This window comes from Amycolatopsis balhimycina FH 1894 (assembly GCF_000384295.1).
Classification (GTDB): domain Bacteria; phylum Actinomycetota; class Actinomycetes; order Mycobacteriales; family Pseudonocardiaceae; genus Amycolatopsis; species Amycolatopsis balhimycina.
Genome location: NZ_KB913037.1, coordinates 9292318 through 9308393, shown reverse-complemented (window position 1 = coordinate 9308393; position 16076 = coordinate 9292318). Strand labels below are relative to the sequence as shown.

The window sequence follows — 16076 nt, the reverse complement described above, 5'->3', positions numbered from 1 at the left end:
TGCGAGGGGGTACCAGAACTGACGACGTGGCGGAGGATTTCTGATCGGTGAAGCCGCTGACACCTCGATACGCGCGATGGGTCGTTCACCGGTGTTCCTCGGCCCACGGCACCAGCTTCCGCTCGAGGTACGCGAGCCCGTAGAACAACGCGATGCTCATGATCGCCAGCAGGGTCATCGCGGCGAAGGCCAGCGACGTGTCGGCACTGGCGCCGGACTGCACGATGACGAAACCGAGCCCGGCGTCGGCGCCGACGAACTCCGCGATCACCGCGCCGATGACCGCCAGGGAGATCGCCACCTTGAGCCCGACGAAGATCTGCGGCAGGGCGTGGCGGAACCGCAGCTTGAAGAACTCCTGCCGGCGGGAGGCGTCCCACGAGCGGAGCAGCTCGACGAGCTCGTGCGGCGTGGACTTCATCCCGGACGCGGTCGAGATGACCACCGGGAAGACGCACACCAGCACGACCAGGACCACCTTCGGTCCCTGGCCGAAGCCGAACCACACCACCAGGATCGGGGCGACGGCGATCTTGGGCACCGCGTTCATGGCGAGCAGGATCGGGTAGAACGTCCGTTCCAGGAGCGGGGACCGGACGATCAGCATCGCGAGCGGAATACCGACCACAATGGACAGTGAGAAACCCTCGATGGTCTCGGCCAGGGTGACCAGGCTCTGGCCGAGCAGGTACCCCGGCAGCTCGAGGAACGACGCGACCACGTCGGCCGGGCTGGGGACGAGGAACTTCTCGATCGAGAAGACGATCGTCGCCAGCCACCAGAGGCCGATGAGCGCCAGCACCCCCACGACGGGCAACACGGCACCCCGCGCCTTCATGTCGCCTCCTCGCCGAACGGTGCGGTGAGCAGGTCGCGCAGCTCACGACCCGCCTGATCGACGTCGGGGCGCCCGGGCACGCGTGGCCGGGGAAGGGCGAGGTCGACGGTCTTGCGGAGCCTGCCGGGCCGCGGGGTGAGCACCGCCACCCGGTCGGCGAGCACGACGGCCTCCTCGATGGAGTGCGTCACGAACACGACCGTCCTGGGCTGCTCCAGCTGGATACGTTGCAGTTCCCCGGAAAGCTCCGTCCGGGTCAAAGCGTCCAATGCGGAGAACGGTTCGTCCATGAGCATGACCGCCGGTGCGTGGATCAACGACCGGCACAGCGACACCCGCTGCTGCATCCCGCCGGAAAGCTCGTGGGGCAACCGCTTCTCGAAGCCACGCAAGCCGACCAGCTCCAGCAGCTCGTGCGCCCGGTCCCGGTAGGACTTCCGCTCCAGGCCGAAGATCTCGATCGGCAGCATGACGTTCGCCAGCACCGACCGCCACGGCAGCAGCGCCGGGCGCTGGAACATGACCGAGACGTCGCGACGCGGCCTGGTCACCGGCTCGCCGCCGACGAAGATCCGTCCCCGGGTCGGGGGCAGCAGCCCGGCGATGAGCCGCAGCAACGTCGACTTGCCGCACCCGGACCGCCCGATGATCGCGACGAACTCGTTCTCGCCCACCTCGAAGTCGATTCCGGCGAGCGCCTGGACCGGCCCCGCCCGGCCGTCGAAGACCTGCGCCACGCCGTCCAGGACGATCACGACCGGGGCACCAGTCCGAAAGAGACGACGTCGGCGGGGGTGAGCGCACCGGCCGGGATGGCGCCGGCGTCCGTGAGGGTGCCGATGATCTTCCCGACCCGCGCCTCGGCGACCTGGCCGAGCGGGCCGGTGAAGCCGGCGGGCCGGACATAGGACGCCATCAGCCCGATCTCGGCGGCCGCCACCCCCGCGTCCTGGGCCGGCTGGTACTTCTTGAGGATCGCGCCGAGCTCGTCGGGGTGCTCGATCGCGTAGCCGAGCCCCTTGAGCAGCGCCGCGGTGAACCGCCGCACCAGCGCGGGATTCCGGGCGGCGAGATCCTTCGACGTGACGACCACGTTGCCGTACAGGTCGGGCACCAGATCGCCGTAGGGCAGCACGACCGCCTTCTTGCCCCGCGCCGCCGCTTCGATGAGCGGCCGGCCGACGACGAACTGCCCGATCCCGTCCACCTGCCGGGAGGCCAGCAGTTGCGGCAGGGCGGGCGGAGCGGCCGGCACGAACCGCACCGAGGCCGGGTCGAGGCCGGCGGCCTTGGCGTAGACGGGGAACATCACCTGGTTCGTCGAGCCGGCCTGATCGGCGATCTTCTTCCCGGCCAGGTCCGCCGGCCTGGTGATGCCGTTGCCCTCGAGCGAGATGATCGCGGCGAGGGACCGCTGGTGCACCGCCGCGACGGCGGTCACCGGCAGCTTCTCCTTCGCCACCGTGATCGCGGTGGCGGTGAAGTCCGCCGTGCCGACGTCCGCCCGGCCCCCGGCGACCAGCTTGAGCACGTCCACCGTGCCACTGCCCGGCGTGATCGTGACATCGAGCCCGGCTTCGGTGAAGAAGCCTTTCTCCTGGGCCACGTAGGCGTAGGCGTCACGGCCGAAGGTGCCGAACGACGTCAGATAGCCGACTTTGTCCCGGCCGGCGGAAGGTGTGCCGCCGGACCCGCCGCACGCCGTGGCGACCAGCGCGACCGCGAGCAAGACAGCCAGACCAGGCCTCATGACGCCCCTCCCCGACGAAAGTGATGATCTCGTCCCGGTAGCTTCGACCTTCGTCGCGACCACGGACAACCGCTACTCGCATGAACAGACGGCGGTCGAGCGGGGCCATCACACCGAGGTTCCCGGGCGCGACGAGGTTGCCGAACGCTCCCGCCAGCTGCGCGGCCGTCGTCAGTCCCCACGGCAGGCGCACCGGCGCGACCGCCCGCAGAGCCGGCACGTTGCCCAGCAACGGCACGAGGAAGACCGTCACCGCGGCGAAAACCCATACCGGCTCGGCATTCCCGAAGACAGCGCCGAGGTCGGCGGTGCCGGCGTTGCGGACGAAAGCCACCAACGCCACCACGGCGACCACCGCCGCCGCGCAGGGGATCAGCGTGTTCGCCGCGGTCCGGCGTTTCGCGGACGGGCGGCCGTCGCTCGCCGGAGGTCTTGAATGACTCATTCAGGACCTCCGAAGACCTGAATGAGTCATTCAAGACACCGCGGCACCTGCCGTTCAATCGCTCAGCAGCAGCTGGTCGGCCATGAGGTGTCCCCACGCGCCGGTCGCCTGGTCGATGACCTGCACTTCGGCGCGCTGCCCCTGCAGGGCGCCGACGTCCCAGTCGATCGGCTTGAGCACGCCGGTGTCGTCTCCGGTAGCCGTGCGCACGACTTGGCCGTTCACCAGCAGGTTGATCGAGGTCTGACCTGGGTGGTTGCCGCCGGCGAGGAGAAAGTGCAGGTGGTTGCGGTCGAGGGTGAACGGCGGTGAAGTGATCGTGCCGGTGGCCGGGTCGCCGCCGCCGGCGAAGGTGTCCAGGACCGCGTTGCCGACCATGCCCGGCAGGTATTCGAAGGATGGGCCGGTGCCGGTGAAGCTGCCGGTGGTGGTCCAGCCGGGATCGTAGGAGCCACCCTCGAACCCGGAGACCACATGCGCCGGGCGCTGGGACAGGTCGGCGAATTCGGTGATGGTCGTGTTGGCGAAGGTGGCGCTGCCGCCGGTGGCGTAGAGGTTGATGCCGGTGTCGGCGGGGTCGGCGAACACCTCGCTGGAGTGCACGTACCGGCCGTCGTCGACGAACATCTCGATCGTCGTCCGGTCGACCAGGATGCGCAGGTGCGCGCTGGTCTTCGCCGGGTTCCACGGCGCGTGGCTCTCCCCTCGCGTGCCGGTGGTGTCGGGTTCCCCCGTCTGGCGGCGGTTGAGGTAGCTGTAGTCGTGGTAGATCCCGGCGTCCGCGTGCCGGGTCCCGTCGGCCGACGTCCGCAGCTGCAGCCCGATGTTGTCCAGCTGGGTCCAGCTGACGTCGGTGTCGAGCTGGTAGGCCGTCCCGTGGTAGGCCAGCGGCACGAGGCCGTCGTTGACCTGGATGGTGCCGAGGTTGGTCACCGCGCTGGCGTGGGACGCCAGCGCGGGGGTCGGCTGCGAGGCCAGGGCATAGCCGTCCGCGTAGTGCTTCAGCGTGATCTGGCGGACGATCGAGTCAGTCCCGTTGAAGCCGTCCGAAGCCCGGGTCGGCGTGGTGTCGGCATAGGCCCAGTTGTTCATCCAGGCCAGGCCGAACCGCCGGTCCGCCGGCGCGGCGGGATCTTCCCAGGTGACTCCGGCGTACCAGTCGAAGCCGTGATCGAGCCACTGCGGGGTGGCCGCGTCGGCGGTGAACGCCGCGCCGTCGAAGGCTCCGGTCCAGTAGGCGTAGGTACCCGGGACACCACCGGCGCTGACGCCCAGCACCCAGTGCGTGGTGCCGTCGTCGGCGCGGATCGGGTACAGGTCGGGGCATTCGAGGGTGCCGTAGGTGCTGACGAAGTCCGACTGCCACGTCCAGGTCTTCAGGTCCGGTGAGGTGAAGAACCCGATCCGGTCGCCTTCGGTGATCGCCGCGACCCACCGGCCGCGCGCGGCGTCCCAGATCACCTTGGGGTCCCGGAAGTCGCGGCGGCCGCCGTTCGGGATCACCGGCGTGTCGCCGTAGGGCCGGAACGTCCGGCCGCCGTCGATCGAGTACCACAGGAACTGTGCCTGCGGCCCGGAGGCGTTGACCGGGTGGTCCATCTGCGTGACCAGCTGGACCACCGCGCCGGCGCCGAAGCCGGCCGTGTTCGCGGTGTCGACGACCGCGGAACCGGACCACAGGTCGTAGTTCGCGTTGGTTTTCTTCGGCGCGGCGATGCCTTGGTCCGCGAAGGCGACGCCGTCGGTGGTGGTGGCCAGCCGCCAGGCGGTGCCGACTTCGGTCGGGTAGTCGGCGTTGTAGAGGTAGTAGTAGTTGAACTTGCCGTTGACGTACACCGGCCGCTGGGGGTCGTTCTTCCAGTGGTCGGGCACCGTGAAGTGGTACTGCGCGCGGTAGGTGGTCGCCGCCGACGCGGGAGGGGCGTCGGACAGGCCTACCGCCGCCGCCGTCGCCGCCACGAGGACGGCGGCGGACAGCAGGCGAAGGACGCTCGTCGTTGAGCGCATGGAACCTCCAGGAATTCAGGAATCGACAATGCCGAGACGTTTGCCGTCCCACGCCACCGGCATGGGATCGCTGATGGCACCGACGAAGCCGTGTTCGCCGCGGTGCTGGAACGCGAGCAGCACCCAGCGGTCGTCTGCCCGGCGGCGGAGGAGGCGGCCGCTGTAGAAGCGGTCGTCGGTGACGGGTTCGGCGGCCGCGATGTCGAACGGCCCGAGCAAGCCGCCGGCGGGCGCGGCCCAGATCCCGCCGGTCGTGCCGGTGGCCCGGCGGTCGGCCGAGGCGTGTTCGGCCAGGCAGGAGAACAGCAGCACCGGGCGGCCGTCCACCACCTCGGCCTGCAGCACCTCGAGCTGCCCGAACCCGCGCGGCCCGGGCGCGGTCAGCGGCGGGCGCAGCTCCCAGTGCCGCAGGTCCGCGGAGACGGCGTGGCCAACGACGCCGCGTTCGAACGGCTCACCGCCGGCGGCGCGAGCGGTGACGAGCATGTGCCAGCCGTCCCCGCCGGGGTCGGCGAACACCCACGGGTCGCGGAACGCCTCGTCGTGCCAGCCCTCGTCCAGTGTCTCGTACCAGCGAGGATCGGCGGCCAAGATGGGGTTTTCCGGAAACCTTTGCCACGTAAGAAGGTCCGGTGAGGTGGCGTAGCCGATCCGTTGGACGTTCTTGCCGCCGGGGGCGCGGGTGGCGCCGGTGTAGAACAGGAACCAGGTGCCCTCCGGGTGCCGCACGACCGAACCGGTCCAGGTCGCCAGGTCGTCGAACGCCGGGGCGTCCGCGCGGACCAGTGCGTCCTCGATCCGGGTCCAGTGCACCAGGTCGGCCGAGACGGCGTGGCCGATCGAGGCGCGGTAGTGGCGGGCTTCGGGGTCGTGCAGGGCGCGGGAGGCGTAGAGGAAGAACAGGTGGTAGCGGTCGCCGTCGTCGGCGAACCAGAAGTCCCAGACCCAGGAGTCGGGCAGCGAAAACATACGAGCCTTTCGAAGAGTGTCATTCTTTGACGCCGCTGGCCGCGACGCTGCTGACGAACGCGCGCTGGAAGGCGAGGAACACCACGAGCACCGGGAAGGTGATCATCGAGGTGTAGGCCATGACCTCGCCCCAGGCCGTGTTGTCCTGGAAGAAGTACTGCATGCCGACCATGACCGGCCGCAGCTTCTCGTCCTGGACGACCATGCTCGGCCACAGGTACTGGTTCCAAGCCGGCAGGAACGTCAGGATCGCGACGGTGGCGAACGCCGGCCCCGACAGCGGCACGGCGATCTTGCGGTAGATGGTGAACCAGCCCGCGCCGTCGATCCGGGCCGCCTCGTCGAGCGCGGCGGGGATGGTCGAAAAGTATTGCGTGAACAGGAAGATCGAGAAGCCGTTGGCGATGAACGGGATGATCTGCACCTGGTAGGTGTCCAGCCAGCCGAAGTCGTACACGATCTGTCCATTTTGGAACAGCAGGGTCGGCAGCTGCGAGACCCAGTAGACCATCGGCACCGCGATGGTCTCGAACGGCACGATCAGCGTGGCGATGATGACGCTGAGCACGACGCCGCGGCCGGTCCAGCGCAGCCGGGAGATCGCGAACCCGGCCATCGAGTTCACCACCAGCCCGGCGGCCACGATCACCACCGTGACGAGGACCGAGTTGAACAGGAACCGCCCGACCGGCACCCGGTCGAACACCGCGGAATAGTTGTCGAAGCTGATGTCGCCCAGCGGCAGGAACGCCCGCCAGCCGCCGACGTCGGACAGGATCTGGCCGTCGGGTTTCAGGCTGGAGACGACCATGAACACGAGCGGGAACAGGAAGAAGACGGCGAGTCCGAGCAGGACCAGGTAGATCCAGACCCGCCGGCGGCGGCGCAGCACCCGCTCGTCCGAGCCGGTGTGTCCCTTGTGGATGGTCATGGGTCAGTCCTTGTCCCGGGTCAGGAAGCGCTGGACCAGCGCGACGATGAGCACCAGCACGAAGAACACCAGGGACAGGGCCGAGCCGTAGCCGATCTGCTGCTGGTGGTAGCCCATCCGGACGGCGTGGTAGACCAGCGTCGAGGTGGAGTCCACCGGGCCACCCTGGGTCATGACGTCGATCTGCACGAACAACCCGAGCGCGGCGATGGTGATGGTGATCAGCACGAATACCCGGGTCGGGCGCAGGCAGGGCCAGGTGACGTTGCGGAACTGCTGCCAGGTGCTCGCACCGTCGATCCGCGCCGCCTCGTACAGCTCCTGCGGGATGGTCTGCAGGCCGGACAGCCAGATCAGCATGTGGAAGCCGACCGCCTGCCAGATGGACAGCACGATGATCGCGGCGAGGGCGGTGCTCGGGTTGTTCAGCCACGCGGTGCCCTGCCAGGCGCCGAAGGTGATCGAATCGATGAAGGAGTTGATGAGCCCGTCCGGCTGGTACATGAACTTCCACAGGATCGAGACCACGACGATCGAGGTCACGACCGGGATGAAGAAGATGACCCGGAACGCCACCGCGCCGCGGATCTTCTGGTTCACCAGGATGGCCAGCAGCAGCCCGAACCCGGCCTGCACCGGCACGACGACGGCGGCGAAGCAGACCGTGTTCACCAGCGAGCGGAAGAACGTGGGATCGGCGGTGAAGGCCCGGACGAAGTTGTCGAGGCCGGTGAAGGTGGTCGGCTCGGGCGAGACGAGCCGGGCGTTGGTGAACGAAAGGACGAATCCGAGGATCACCGGGACGATCAGGAACGCCAGCAGCAGCACCACGGCCGGGGCGGCCATGGCCCAGCCGGCGCGACGCGCGGAGCGTCGTTCGTGATGGCCCTTCGGGCGGGAGACGGGTTTCGGGACCGCGCTCGCGGCGCGGGTGTCCGGCGAGACGGTCGCCGTCATGGGAGGTGCCTTCCCTCTCGGCCCGCCCGGCGTTGCCCGCCGGGCGGGGAGCGGCGAGCTAGAAGCCGTAGCCGTTCTGGGACTTGATGTCGGTGTCGATCGCCTGCACGGCGGTGTCCAGCGCCGGCTTCACGTCGGCGCCGCTCATGATGTCCTTGGCCGCCTTCTCGAAGGTCGAGGAGATCACCGGGTAGCCGGGGGTGGCCGGCCGGGCCAGGGCGAACTTCTGCGACAGCACGGCGAACGGGTGCAGCGGAGCGGTGTCGCCGAAGTACTTCGACGCGGCCGCGGCCGCCGTGGTGCTCGGGATGACCACCTGGCTGTCGGCGAAGGCGGTGAGGTACTTGTCCTGGAAGCTGAACTTCAGGTACGCGCGGGCGCCGTCGGTGTTCTTGCAGCCGGCGGAAATGCCCCACTGCCAGGAACCGCCACCGATCTTCGGGCCCTTCCCGAAGTCCACCGGCGGCAGGATCAGCAGGTCGTTGCCGACACTTTCGAGCGCGTCCTTGGCGTTCCACACGCCGGTGTAGCTGAGGGCGACCTTGTTGTCGACGAAACGCTGGTTGCCGACCGGGCCGGCATTGTCCGCCCAGCCGTTCTTGAACGCCTGCTGGAACCAGGTGAAGAACTTCACCGCGTCCGGACCGTTCAGCGCGCCGTCGGCGGACTTCATGGTGGCCCGGTTGATCAGGTCACCACCGGTGCTCTGAAGCATCGGCGAATACGCGTACGACCACCACTCCCCCTTGTCGGCGGCGCCCAGGTCCAGTGGCGTGGCATAGCCGTTCGCCTTCAGCTTGGTGACGACCGCGTCGAACTCCTCGAGCGTCCACGGCTTCTCGGCGGTCGGAATCCTGATCTGGTTCTTGTCCAGCACCGACTTCCGCGCGAAGATCGACAACGCGGCGTCCCAGTAGCCCGCCGAATAGACGGTGTCCTTGTAGCGGCCGACGGTCGTGGGCAGCAGCGTCTTGATCAGGTCGTCCGGCAGTCCCAGCGGCTGCAGGTAGCCGGCCCAGGCCCAGTTCGGCATCACCGGGCCGTCCATGTCCAGCAGGCAGGACAGCTTCCGCGACGCGGCGGCCGCGGTGATCGCGTCGTTGTAGGAACCCTGCGGAAAGTTCTGCTGGACGATCTTGTACTGGGTCTGGGACGCGTTGAAGTCGGAGATGATCCGCTGGTAGACAGCCAGCTCGCCGGGATTGCCCGCCGAGTGCGTCCACATGCTGATCTCACTGGGTCCACCGGAGGACGAAGAATCCTGGCTCGCGCGGGCGCAGCCGCCCAGCGCGAGCACCGCGGTCAGGCCTGCCGCTACCATGATGGGGAGGGATTTGCGTTTCACCGTGGAATCTCTTTCTCTGTTGCGGAGCGCGACCGGCCGTCGCCTCCGTGCCGGATGGCAGCGCCAACTGCCATGTGGAATGCAGTGAGAGTGCGGTCCGCCGTCAGTCGCCGAACGCGGCCGGCGGCGGGCCCACCGAAGCCCGGCGGATGACCGGGCACGGCATGAGGTACGGGGTGGCCCGGTCCGCCTGACGCAGCCCGAGCGCGACCTCCATCGCCCACCGGCCCATTTCGTAGTGCGGGAGCGCGATCGTCGTCAACGGCGGATCGAGCTCCGCCGCGACCAGTTGCTGGTCGTCGTAGCCGACGACGGAGAGATCCCCGGGAACCGAAAGGCCCCGGCGGTGTGCGGCCGCGTAGGCGCCCATCGCCATGCGGTCGTTGAAGCAGAACATCGCGGTGGGCGCTCGCCCGGCCGGCAGGTCCAGCAGCCGCTGAGCCGCTTCCCGTCCGCCGCCGGCCACCGGTTCGGCACGGGCGTGCAGGGCGGGATCCGGCTCGATCCCGGCCTCCGCCAGGACCTGGAGATACCCCTCGTGCCGCAGGGGCGACGCGACGAGCTCGAACCGCTCCTCGGCGTCCAGGAACGCGATCCGGCGATGCCCGGCGGTCACCAGCTCCCGCACCGCGGCCATGCCACCCGCCTGTTCGTCCGGGACGACCGCGGCCCGGCCTCCCGCGGCCGGGGCGCAGTCGAGCAGGACGGCGTCCTCGGGCAGGCCGTCGGGCACCTCGACCACGCGATGCCACATGCTCGCGTAGATCATCGCGTCGACCTGCTGGCCGCTCAAGGCGTTGAGCGCCTGGCGCTCGGCATCGGGATCCTGCTCGGTGTCGACCAGGATCACCAGATGCCCGTGCTCGCGCGCCACGTCGTTGGCCCCGGCCAGCATCCGCCCGGCGAACGGCGTGCTGGCGATCGTGTCCGAGATCAGGCCGACCATGCGGGTCTGCTGCGTCCGCAGGCTCCGCGCCACGGAGTTCGGCTTGTAGCCGACCGCCTCGGCCGCCTCGCGCACCCGCTGCTGGGTCTGCGGCGACACGCGTGTCGAGCCCACCCCGTTGAGCACCATCGAGACGGTCGCCGTGGACACCCCGGCCCGGGCGGCCACGTCGGACATCCGGACTCGGGCCATCGGCGCACCCTCCTTCCCAGCTCCTCGACGTTAATCGATTAACGTGAGGTTACGAGAGTATGCAGAACGGTCGTCCCCTCGTCAAGAGGCGTGCGACCGGTACCCGTGCGGACAGCGAAAACCGGCCCGGAGGTCGCTGTCAGCGCAACCTCCGGGCCGGTCGTGGTGAGCCGGCTTCCTACTCCACCGGTGCGGTTTGCGGTGCCGCGCCTTCGCCCACGGTGTGCTCGTCGCCGGACGGCAGCGCCGGGGTGGGCTCCCGCCAGGCGAAGGTGCGGTCGCGGTCCTGCCACAGCCGGCGCAGCAGGAAGAGCGGGATGCAGACGAACAGGAGCACCAGCGAGATGAGGGTCTCCTTGAGCCCGCCGCGGCCGGCCAGGTCGGGGTTGGTGATCCCGACCGCGGCGACGACGAGGTCGAAGATGCCCAGCGCGATCGCGACCGCGCCCCACTTGCGGGACAGGCGGTACGGGCGCGGCCACTCCGGCCGGTCGCGGCGCAGCAGCACGTACGCCCAGCACGCCAGGCCGCAGCAGATGAAGTACCCGAGGTTGCTCGCCGCGACGATCGCGACGGTGTTCCCGACGAGGAACAGGATGAGCAGGTTGACGACGAGGTCGACGCCCAGCGCGCGGCCGGGCATGCCGTAACTGTTCAATGTGGACAGTTGTTTGACGGTCAGGTCGCTGCGGGAAATCCCGAGCAGCGCCCGCCCGGCCTGCGCGCTGGTGCCGACCAGGGTGACCCACAGCCCGATCGCGACGACCGCGACCACCAGCGAAGAACTGCCGGGCCACAACAGGTTCATGACGTCGACGGCGTAACCGTTCGGGTTGTCGCCGATGACCTTCTCGCCGAGCGTGCCGGAGACGACGAACGGGACGATCGTGAACACGCCGATCATCAGCATCGCGCACACCCGGATCGCCTTGGGGGTGTCCGAGCCCGGGCTGCGGTACTCGGGCGCGAACAGCGACGGTCCCTCCACCGCGTAGGTCGTCCAGCCCGCGAGGTACAGCAGCACCAGGGCCAGCTTGGGATCGTCGAGCCGCCAGGTCAGGCCGGCGCCCGACCACTTGCCTTCGATGAACGGCAGAATGACCATGACCGCGACGAAGACCGTGAAGATGATGACGCCCCACGAGGTGACCCGCGCGGCGGGCCGGATGCCGAAGATGTTGAGCAGGAAGACACTCACCAGCGCCACCGCTCCCAGGACGTGCGGCAGGCCGATGTGGACCCCGAGGACGTCGACGCCCCAGGTCTGCGCCGGGAACCACTGCGCCTGCACCACCTGACCGAAGATCAGCGCGATGGCCGCCTGCACCAGGGAGTACCCCAGCCAGTAGCCCCACGACACGATCGGCCCGACGAACACCGTGTAGCGGCGGAGCCCTTCGTTGGCGTAGGCGGCGACTCCGCCGGCCATGTTCGGGAACATCGTCGCCATCTCGGCGTAGAGGAACGCCTGAGCTGTCGCGACCAGCATCGAAACGGCCCAGATCGCGATCACGGCCCACGCGCCGACCAGTCCGATCATGTAACCGACGGTGGTGAAGACACCCAGAATTGTCGTCAGTCCCAGAAAGGCGCCGGACTTCCAGGTCAAGACTCGGGGAAGACGATGGGTAGGGACGGTCATGCGACAACTCCCTGCTGACTGGCAAATTGCCGGTGAACGATAATCGAACGTCGAGTGCGCGTTGCGTACACAGCATGCGGCGGGTATCACGGCATGTCAATAGGGTCGACACGCGCGATCCGAATGATCATCGAGGCCACGAAACAGAAAAGCCGGTTGTTGTTTCGTGAGCACGAAACAACAACCGGCGTTCGGCCGAACATTTTCCGTTCAGGCCGCGATGGCACGAATTCCCGACGTCATCAGGAATTTACTAATCCGGCCAAAAGTAGGCCGACCCCCCACGCGGCACGTAACCGTTGCTACGAAGCCATTCGGCCGTGACTGTGGTCGGATTAGTAACGATCGGCACCGTACAGGACACGCTCGCGCAGCGTCCTCGCCGCGCGCATCGCGCTTTCGATCGCGCCGTCGATGAAACTGCACCAGCCGTGGGCGTAGTCGGCACCCGCGAAGGTGACGCGGCCGGGCATCGTCGCGAGCGCCTGGACCCCTTCGAGCTGGTTCGGCCGCAGCATCGCCCACGTCTGCCGGGCGTACGGGTCCCCGACCCAGTCATGGCTGGCGAAGTCCGTGACCTCGATCCCGGGCACCAGCCGGCCCACGTACTGGTTGACCGTTTCGAGGTCGGTGACCGGAAACTTCCGGGCATCGGTGCCGAAGGAGAACGCGGTGAAGTCGCCGCCGTCGCCGAACGCGTGTTCCCACTGGATGAGTGCGAGGGGCTCGTCGCTCGGGGCCATCGCGATGAACGGCCCGTCGACCCCCCGCGCGCGAACCCACAGCTTGAACCCCTGCGAACTCTGCCCGTCGGCCGCGACCTGCTGGGCCTCGCGCGGCAGGGCCGAAGTGAACTCGATGCTTCCGAGAACGCCGATCGGGGCGGTGACCACGCACGCCCGGGCCGAGATCTCGCGCCCGTCGGCGGTCGTCACCACGACGCCGTCGGGCCGCTCGTCGATGCGTGCCACGTGGACGCCGAGCTGGATGTCGCCGGTTACGTCCGCTTTGATGGCGTTCGCGAGGGACACCGTGCCGTCGCGGAACCTCCAGTGGGAGCAGATGTCGAGGAGCAGCTGCCAGTCGCCGTTGCTCACCGCACCCCACCGCAACGCCTGCGTGAGCGCTCCGGTGGCGGCCGGCGCGTTGAAGTTCTGGCTCCACATCGCGTCGCACAGCGCGTACGCCTCGTCATCGAGGTCGAGCTCCGCGAGCCGGTCGGTGACGGACAGCCGGTCGAGGTCCCGCCAGCCGTCGCCGGCGGTCGGTTCGTACGGGCGGTTGAACACCTCCATGCAGTCCTCGATGGACCGGCGCATGCCGTCGTTCATCCGCTCCAGAAGCTCGGCCGCGCTGCCGCTGCGCCGGTCGCCGCCCACCAGCCAGTGCGCCGTGTCCGGCCACGGCGTTTCGGCGACGGGCAGCTTGTAGCGGGTCACCTCCGACCACACGTGACCCTGCATCCAGTGGATCCACCCGCCGCCCATCTCGAGCTGCTCGCCCATCCGCGTGTCGGTCCACGTGCGGCCGCCGATCCGGTCCCTGCCCTCGAGCACGGCCACCCGCGCGCCCATCCACCCGAGTTCCCGGGCGACGGTCAGCCCGGCGAACCCGGCCCCGACAACGACGACGTCAACGTCATGGTTCACGGTCCGCTCACTTCCCGTCCGGCGCGGTCACCGCGTCCGGCATGCTCGAGGCTTCGACCCGCACGTCCTCGAGCAGTTCGGCCATCGCGAGGAATTCCGGGATGTCACCGGCCCCCGCGTTGGCGCGTTCCGCGGCCGCGGCGGTCCGGTAGATCCAGACATCGGTCCACGAGCCGTCGGCGTGCTCGGCGAGCACCGGCGCGCCGATGAGGTCCGGATGCGCCTCGCGGACCGCCGGGATGGCCGCGGACCGGCGTTCGAGGAAGACCGGCAGCTGTCCCTCCTTGACTCGGAACTTGACGAACTCGACACACTTCGGCATCCGGGGCTCCTTCGACTGCAGTGGATTATGGACGGTCACCGCTGGGGCTGCACCTGCGCGGACGGTTCGAGCGCCGCGGCGTTCACCACCTCGCGCCACGCGTCGAAGCCGTGCTGGAAGGCGACGACGCCGGCCTCGGGGAGGGCGATCTCGATGGCTTCGAGGATCTCCTGGGGTTCGACGCCCAGGCCGAGGGCGACCCTGATGTGGCTTTGGATGTGCGCCTTGTCCGCGCGCAGGACGGTCAGGCTCAGGACGAACAGGAGCTCCTTGGTCCGGCGGTCCAGCCGGCGCTGCGAGAGGTACGCCGCGTCGACGAGGTTGTCGGCGGCCTGCAGCACCGGGAAGTCGTTGGCCGCCATGACTTTGTGGTAATCGAGCACATACCCGCGCTTCGCGACCATTTCGTCGAGGTAGCGCTGGGCCGGGGTACTGGTCATGAGCTGCCTTCCGGGAGCACGGCCGGGACGAGGATGCGGTTGACCTGGGAGACGAGCAGGGAGCGGACCTCACCGCGGAAGACGGCGAAGCCGGGATCCTCGGCGAGTGCGGCCCGCCGGTTCGCCCGGTCGGCGTGGTCGGCGAAACCCCAGAGGTAGACCAGGGTGTTCAGGTCGCCGACCTCGACCGTGTAGACCCCGAGCGGGACACCGAGGTGCGCCACCTGCGGGCCGCGGCCGAGCCGGTGCCACGCGTCGAGGTACCGGCGTGTTCCACCGGGGACGAGCAGGTAGTTGCGCTCTTCGACGATCAATTCCGGCTCCCGGCGGTGCGGGCCAGCAGCAGCCGTTCGGCTTCGCCGGGGTCGGTTTGTCCGATGTGGACGAGTCCGCCGCGCCACCGGTGATCGGTCATCCCCGGGTTGTGCGTCGTCGATCCGTCCGGCCAGAAGAGCTGCGGGCTCCCCTGGATCGGGAGACCGCCACTGACCCGGAAGTCTTCGGCGACGTCCGCGCGCGGATTCGTGCGCAGCCAGGCGTCCTCGACCTTCGCCGGGACCACGCCGGCGTTGAGCCCGCCCGCGATCACCAGCGCGTCGGCCAGACCGGCCCGGATGCTGACGTCGACGCCGTCGCGGAAGAACGCCAGGCGCAGCGCGAAGTCGACGTCTTCGGCCGCGCGGACGCCGTAGAGCCGCCGGGTCGCGGCGACGAGCTCGAACGCGGGGAGGAAGGTGGACGGCCAGGACTCGCCGGTGTAGGCGGTGAACAGGTCCGGTTCGTGACTGGCCAGGGCCGCCGTCTCGGTCGTGACGATGTCGCGCGGAGTCCCATGGCGGTTGACCCATTCCAGCGGCCACGCGCGGGGCGCGAACACCACGTCGAGACCGTGGGCTTCCCGGGCGACGCGCAGGCGGTGCACGGCGACGTACGCCCACGGGCAGTGGATGTCCGACCAGACGTCGACTTCGATGGTCATGGCACGGGTGTCAGGCCGGTGCGCCCGACCGCACCGCGGTCAGTACCTCGGCGAAGCGGGCGAGACGCCCGCCCTGGTAGCGGGCGCATTCCAGGGTTTCGTCGTCGGGCATGACGGAGGGGAACCCGGCCGGCCAGGACGTGCCGTACGGGTTTCCGCCTGCCGCGTAGACGATGTCGTCGGTGTAGCCCAGCGGGAGGATGACGCAGCCCCAGTGGTAGAAGACGTTGTTGAGGGACAGGATCGTGGCTTCCTGCCCGCCGTGCCGCTCGGCCGAGGAGACGAACGTGGTGACCGGCTTGTCGGCCAGCTTCCCCTCCTGCCACAGGCCGCCCGCGCTGTCGATGAACTGCTTCAGCTGCGCGGCCGGCGCGCCGTAGCGGGTGGGCGTGCCGAACGCGTAGCCGTCGGCCCACTCCAGGTCGTCGAGGCCGGCCTCGTCGACCTCGTCGTCGGTCTCCGTCTTGTGCTGCGCCCAGGCGGCGTTCGAGGCGATCGCTTCGGGCGGCGCGAGTTCGGCGACCCGGCGCAGCCGGACCTCGGCCCCGGCGGCCGCCGCCCCGTCCTCGACGGCCTTGGCGAGGCGGTGCACGGAACCGGTGGCGCTGTAATAGGTGACGAGAATACGGGTGCCCATGCGGCACTCCTTCCTTGTGTGGCAGCA

General features: G+C 69.1%; 17 protein-coding genes. 1 reads left to right on the top strand and 16 read right to left on the bottom strand.

What is annotated here, in order from left to right; translation table 11 throughout:
- Positions 1–85 precede the first annotated feature (85 nt).
- The 3 genes from A3CE_RS0142895 to A3CE_RS0142885 are packed head-to-tail and all read right to left on the bottom strand — an operon-like array spanning position 86 to position 2588.
- Positions 86–838, bottom strand: a complete 753-nt coding sequence (locus A3CE_RS0142895) for an ABC transporter permease (protein WP_020646286.1) — start codon at positions 836–838, stop codon at positions 86–88.
- The gene (locus tag A3CE_RS0142890; protein ID WP_020646285.1) at positions 835–1593 is read right to left on the bottom strand and encodes an ABC transporter ATP-binding protein; all 759 of its coding nucleotides are present in this window, start codon (positions 1591–1593) and stop codon (positions 835–837) included. The genes A3CE_RS0142895 and A3CE_RS0142890 overlap by 4 nt, the downstream gene beginning before the upstream one ends.
- Positions 1590–2588: an ABC transporter substrate-binding protein gene (locus A3CE_RS0142885; protein ID WP_026469404.1), complete on the bottom strand. Its 999-nt coding sequence runs from the start codon at positions 2586–2588 to the stop codon at positions 1590–1592. Before A3CE_RS0142885 ends, A3CE_RS0142890 begins: the two co-directional genes overlap by 4 nt.
- On the opposite strand from A3CE_RS0142885, the gene A3CE_RS56970 reads away from it, so the two are divergent.
- Positions 2587–3024 carry a hypothetical protein gene (locus A3CE_RS56970; RefSeq protein WP_125591351.1) on the top strand — a complete coding sequence of 146 codons (438 nt, stop codon included), beginning with the start codon at positions 2587–2589 and terminating at the stop codon, positions 3022–3024. The genes A3CE_RS0142885 and A3CE_RS56970 overlap by 2 nt on opposite strands.
- A gap of 63 nt (positions 3025–3087) precedes the next feature.
- Here A3CE_RS56970 and A3CE_RS52505 read toward each other — a convergent pair whose 3' ends face one another.
- The 13 genes from A3CE_RS52505 to wrbA all read right to left on the bottom strand — a co-directional run bounded on the left by A3CE_RS52505 (position 3088) and on the right by wrbA (position 16049).
- Entirely contained in the window at positions 3088–5040 is a 1953-nt protein-coding gene (locus A3CE_RS52505) for a glycoside hydrolase family 32 protein (protein ID WP_020646282.1), read from the bottom strand.
- A 15-nt stretch (positions 5041–5055) separates the two neighbouring features.
- Positions 5056–6009 carry a glycoside hydrolase family protein gene (locus tag A3CE_RS0142870; RefSeq protein WP_020646281.1) on the bottom strand — a complete coding sequence of 318 codons (954 nt, stop codon included), beginning with the start codon at positions 6007–6009 and terminating at the stop codon, positions 5056–5058.
- 19 nt (positions 6010–6028) lie between these two features.
- Positions 6029–6940, bottom strand: coding sequence for a carbohydrate ABC transporter permease (locus A3CE_RS0142865; protein WP_020646280.1), 912 nt, complete (start codon positions 6938–6940; stop codon positions 6029–6031).
- Positions 6941–6943: 3 nt separating this feature from the next.
- Complete coding sequence (locus tag A3CE_RS0142860; RefSeq protein WP_020646279.1) at positions 6944–7897, bottom strand: carbohydrate ABC transporter permease; 954 nt, start codon at positions 7895–7897, stop codon at positions 6944–6946.
- A gap of 58 nt (positions 7898–7955) precedes the next feature.
- The gene (locus A3CE_RS0142855) at positions 7956–9218 is read right to left on the bottom strand and encodes an ABC transporter substrate-binding protein (RefSeq protein WP_051183829.1); all 1263 of its coding nucleotides are present in this window, start codon (positions 9216–9218) and stop codon (positions 7956–7958) included.
- Positions 9219–9345: 127 nt separating this feature from the next.
- The gene (locus A3CE_RS0142850) at positions 9346–10380 is read right to left on the bottom strand and encodes a LacI family DNA-binding transcriptional regulator (RefSeq protein ID WP_026469401.1); all 1035 of its coding nucleotides are present in this window, start codon (positions 10378–10380) and stop codon (positions 9346–9348) included.
- Between the two features lie 178 nt (positions 10381–10558).
- Positions 10559–12022 (bottom strand): APC family permease, encoded by a 1464-nt coding sequence (locus A3CE_RS0142845; protein WP_084641966.1) that lies wholly within the window; start codon positions 12020–12022, stop codon positions 10559–10561.
- 335 nt (positions 12023–12357) lie between these two features.
- The gene (locus A3CE_RS52500) at positions 12358–13671 is read right to left on the bottom strand and encodes a flavin monoamine oxidase family protein (protein WP_020646275.1); all 1314 of its coding nucleotides are present in this window, start codon (positions 13669–13671) and stop codon (positions 12358–12360) included.
- Positions 13672–13678: 7 nt separating this feature from the next.
- The gene (locus A3CE_RS0142835; protein WP_020646274.1) at positions 13679–13993 is read right to left on the bottom strand and encodes a hypothetical protein; all 315 of its coding nucleotides are present in this window, start codon (positions 13991–13993) and stop codon (positions 13679–13681) included.
- A 35-nt stretch (positions 13994–14028) separates the two neighbouring features.
- Entirely contained in the window at positions 14029–14433 is a 405-nt protein-coding gene (locus A3CE_RS0142830) for a carboxymuconolactone decarboxylase family protein (RefSeq protein ID WP_020646273.1), read from the bottom strand.
- The gene (locus A3CE_RS0142825) at positions 14430–14747 is read right to left on the bottom strand and encodes an NIPSNAP family protein (protein WP_020646272.1); all 318 of its coding nucleotides are present in this window, start codon (positions 14745–14747) and stop codon (positions 14430–14432) included. The genes A3CE_RS0142830 and A3CE_RS0142825 overlap by 4 nt, the downstream gene beginning before the upstream one ends.
- Positions 14744–15412: a DsbA family oxidoreductase gene (locus A3CE_RS0142820; RefSeq protein ID WP_020646271.1), complete on the bottom strand. Its 669-nt coding sequence runs from the start codon at positions 15410–15412 to the stop codon at positions 14744–14746. The genes A3CE_RS0142825 and A3CE_RS0142820 overlap by 4 nt, the downstream gene beginning before the upstream one ends.
- A gap of 10 nt (positions 15413–15422) precedes the next feature.
- Positions 15423–16049: an NAD(P)H:quinone oxidoreductase gene (wrbA, locus tag A3CE_RS0142815; RefSeq protein WP_020646270.1), complete on the bottom strand. Its 627-nt coding sequence runs from the start codon at positions 16047–16049 to the stop codon at positions 15423–15425.
- Positions 16050–16076 lie beyond the last annotated feature (27 nt).

Excerpts from the sequence above, each read along its gene's own strand:
- A3CE_RS0142895 (WP_020646286.1), bottom strand. The coding sequence starts at position 838 with ATGAAGGCGCGGGGTGCCGTGTTGCCCGTCGTGGGGGTGCTGGCGCTC.
- A3CE_RS56970 (WP_125591351.1), top strand. The coding sequence starts at position 2,587 with ATGACGCCCCTCCCCGACGAAAGTGATGATCTCGTCCCGGTAGCTTCG.
- A3CE_RS0142885 (WP_026469404.1), bottom strand. The coding sequence starts at position 2,588 with ATGAGGCCTGGTCTGGCTGTCTTGCTCGCGGTCGCGCTGGTCGCCACG.
- A3CE_RS52505 (WP_020646282.1), bottom strand. The coding sequence starts at position 5,040 with ATGCGCTCAACGACGAGCGTCCTTCGCCTGCTGTCCGCCGCCGTCCTC.
- A3CE_RS0142870 (WP_020646281.1), bottom strand. The coding sequence starts at position 6,009 with ATGTTTTCGCTGCCCGACTCCTGGGTCTGGGACTTCTGGTTCGCCGAC.
- A3CE_RS0142865 (WP_020646280.1), bottom strand. The coding sequence starts at position 6,940 with ATGACCATCCACAAGGGACACACCGGCTCGGACGAGCGGGTGCTGCGC.
- A3CE_RS0142860 (WP_020646279.1), bottom strand. The coding sequence starts at position 7,897 with ATGACGGCGACCGTCTCGCCGGACACCCGCGCCGCGAGCGCGGTCCCG.
- A3CE_RS0142855 (WP_051183829.1), bottom strand. The coding sequence starts at position 9,218 with ATGGTAGCGGCAGGCCTGACCGCGGTGCTCGCGCTGGGCGGCTGCGCC.
- A3CE_RS0142850 (WP_026469401.1), bottom strand. The coding sequence starts at position 10,380 with ATGGCCCGAGTCCGGATGTCCGACGTGGCCGCCCGGGCCGGGGTGTCC.
- A3CE_RS0142845 (WP_084641966.1), bottom strand. The coding sequence starts at position 12,022 with ATGACCGTCCCTACCCATCGTCTTCCCCGAGTCTTGACCTGGAAGTCC.
- A3CE_RS0142835 (WP_020646274.1), bottom strand. The coding sequence starts at position 13,993 with ATGCCGAAGTGTGTCGAGTTCGTCAAGTTCCGAGTCAAGGAGGGACAG.
- A3CE_RS0142830 (WP_020646273.1), bottom strand. The coding sequence starts at position 14,433 with ATGACCAGTACCCCGGCCCAGCGCTACCTCGACGAAATGGTCGCGAAG.
- A3CE_RS0142820 (WP_020646271.1), bottom strand. The coding sequence starts at position 15,412 with ATGACCATCGAAGTCGACGTCTGGTCGGACATCCACTGCCCGTGGGCG.
- wrbA (WP_020646270.1), bottom strand. The coding sequence starts at position 16,049 with ATGGGCACCCGTATTCTCGTCACCTATTACAGCGCCACCGGTTCCGTG.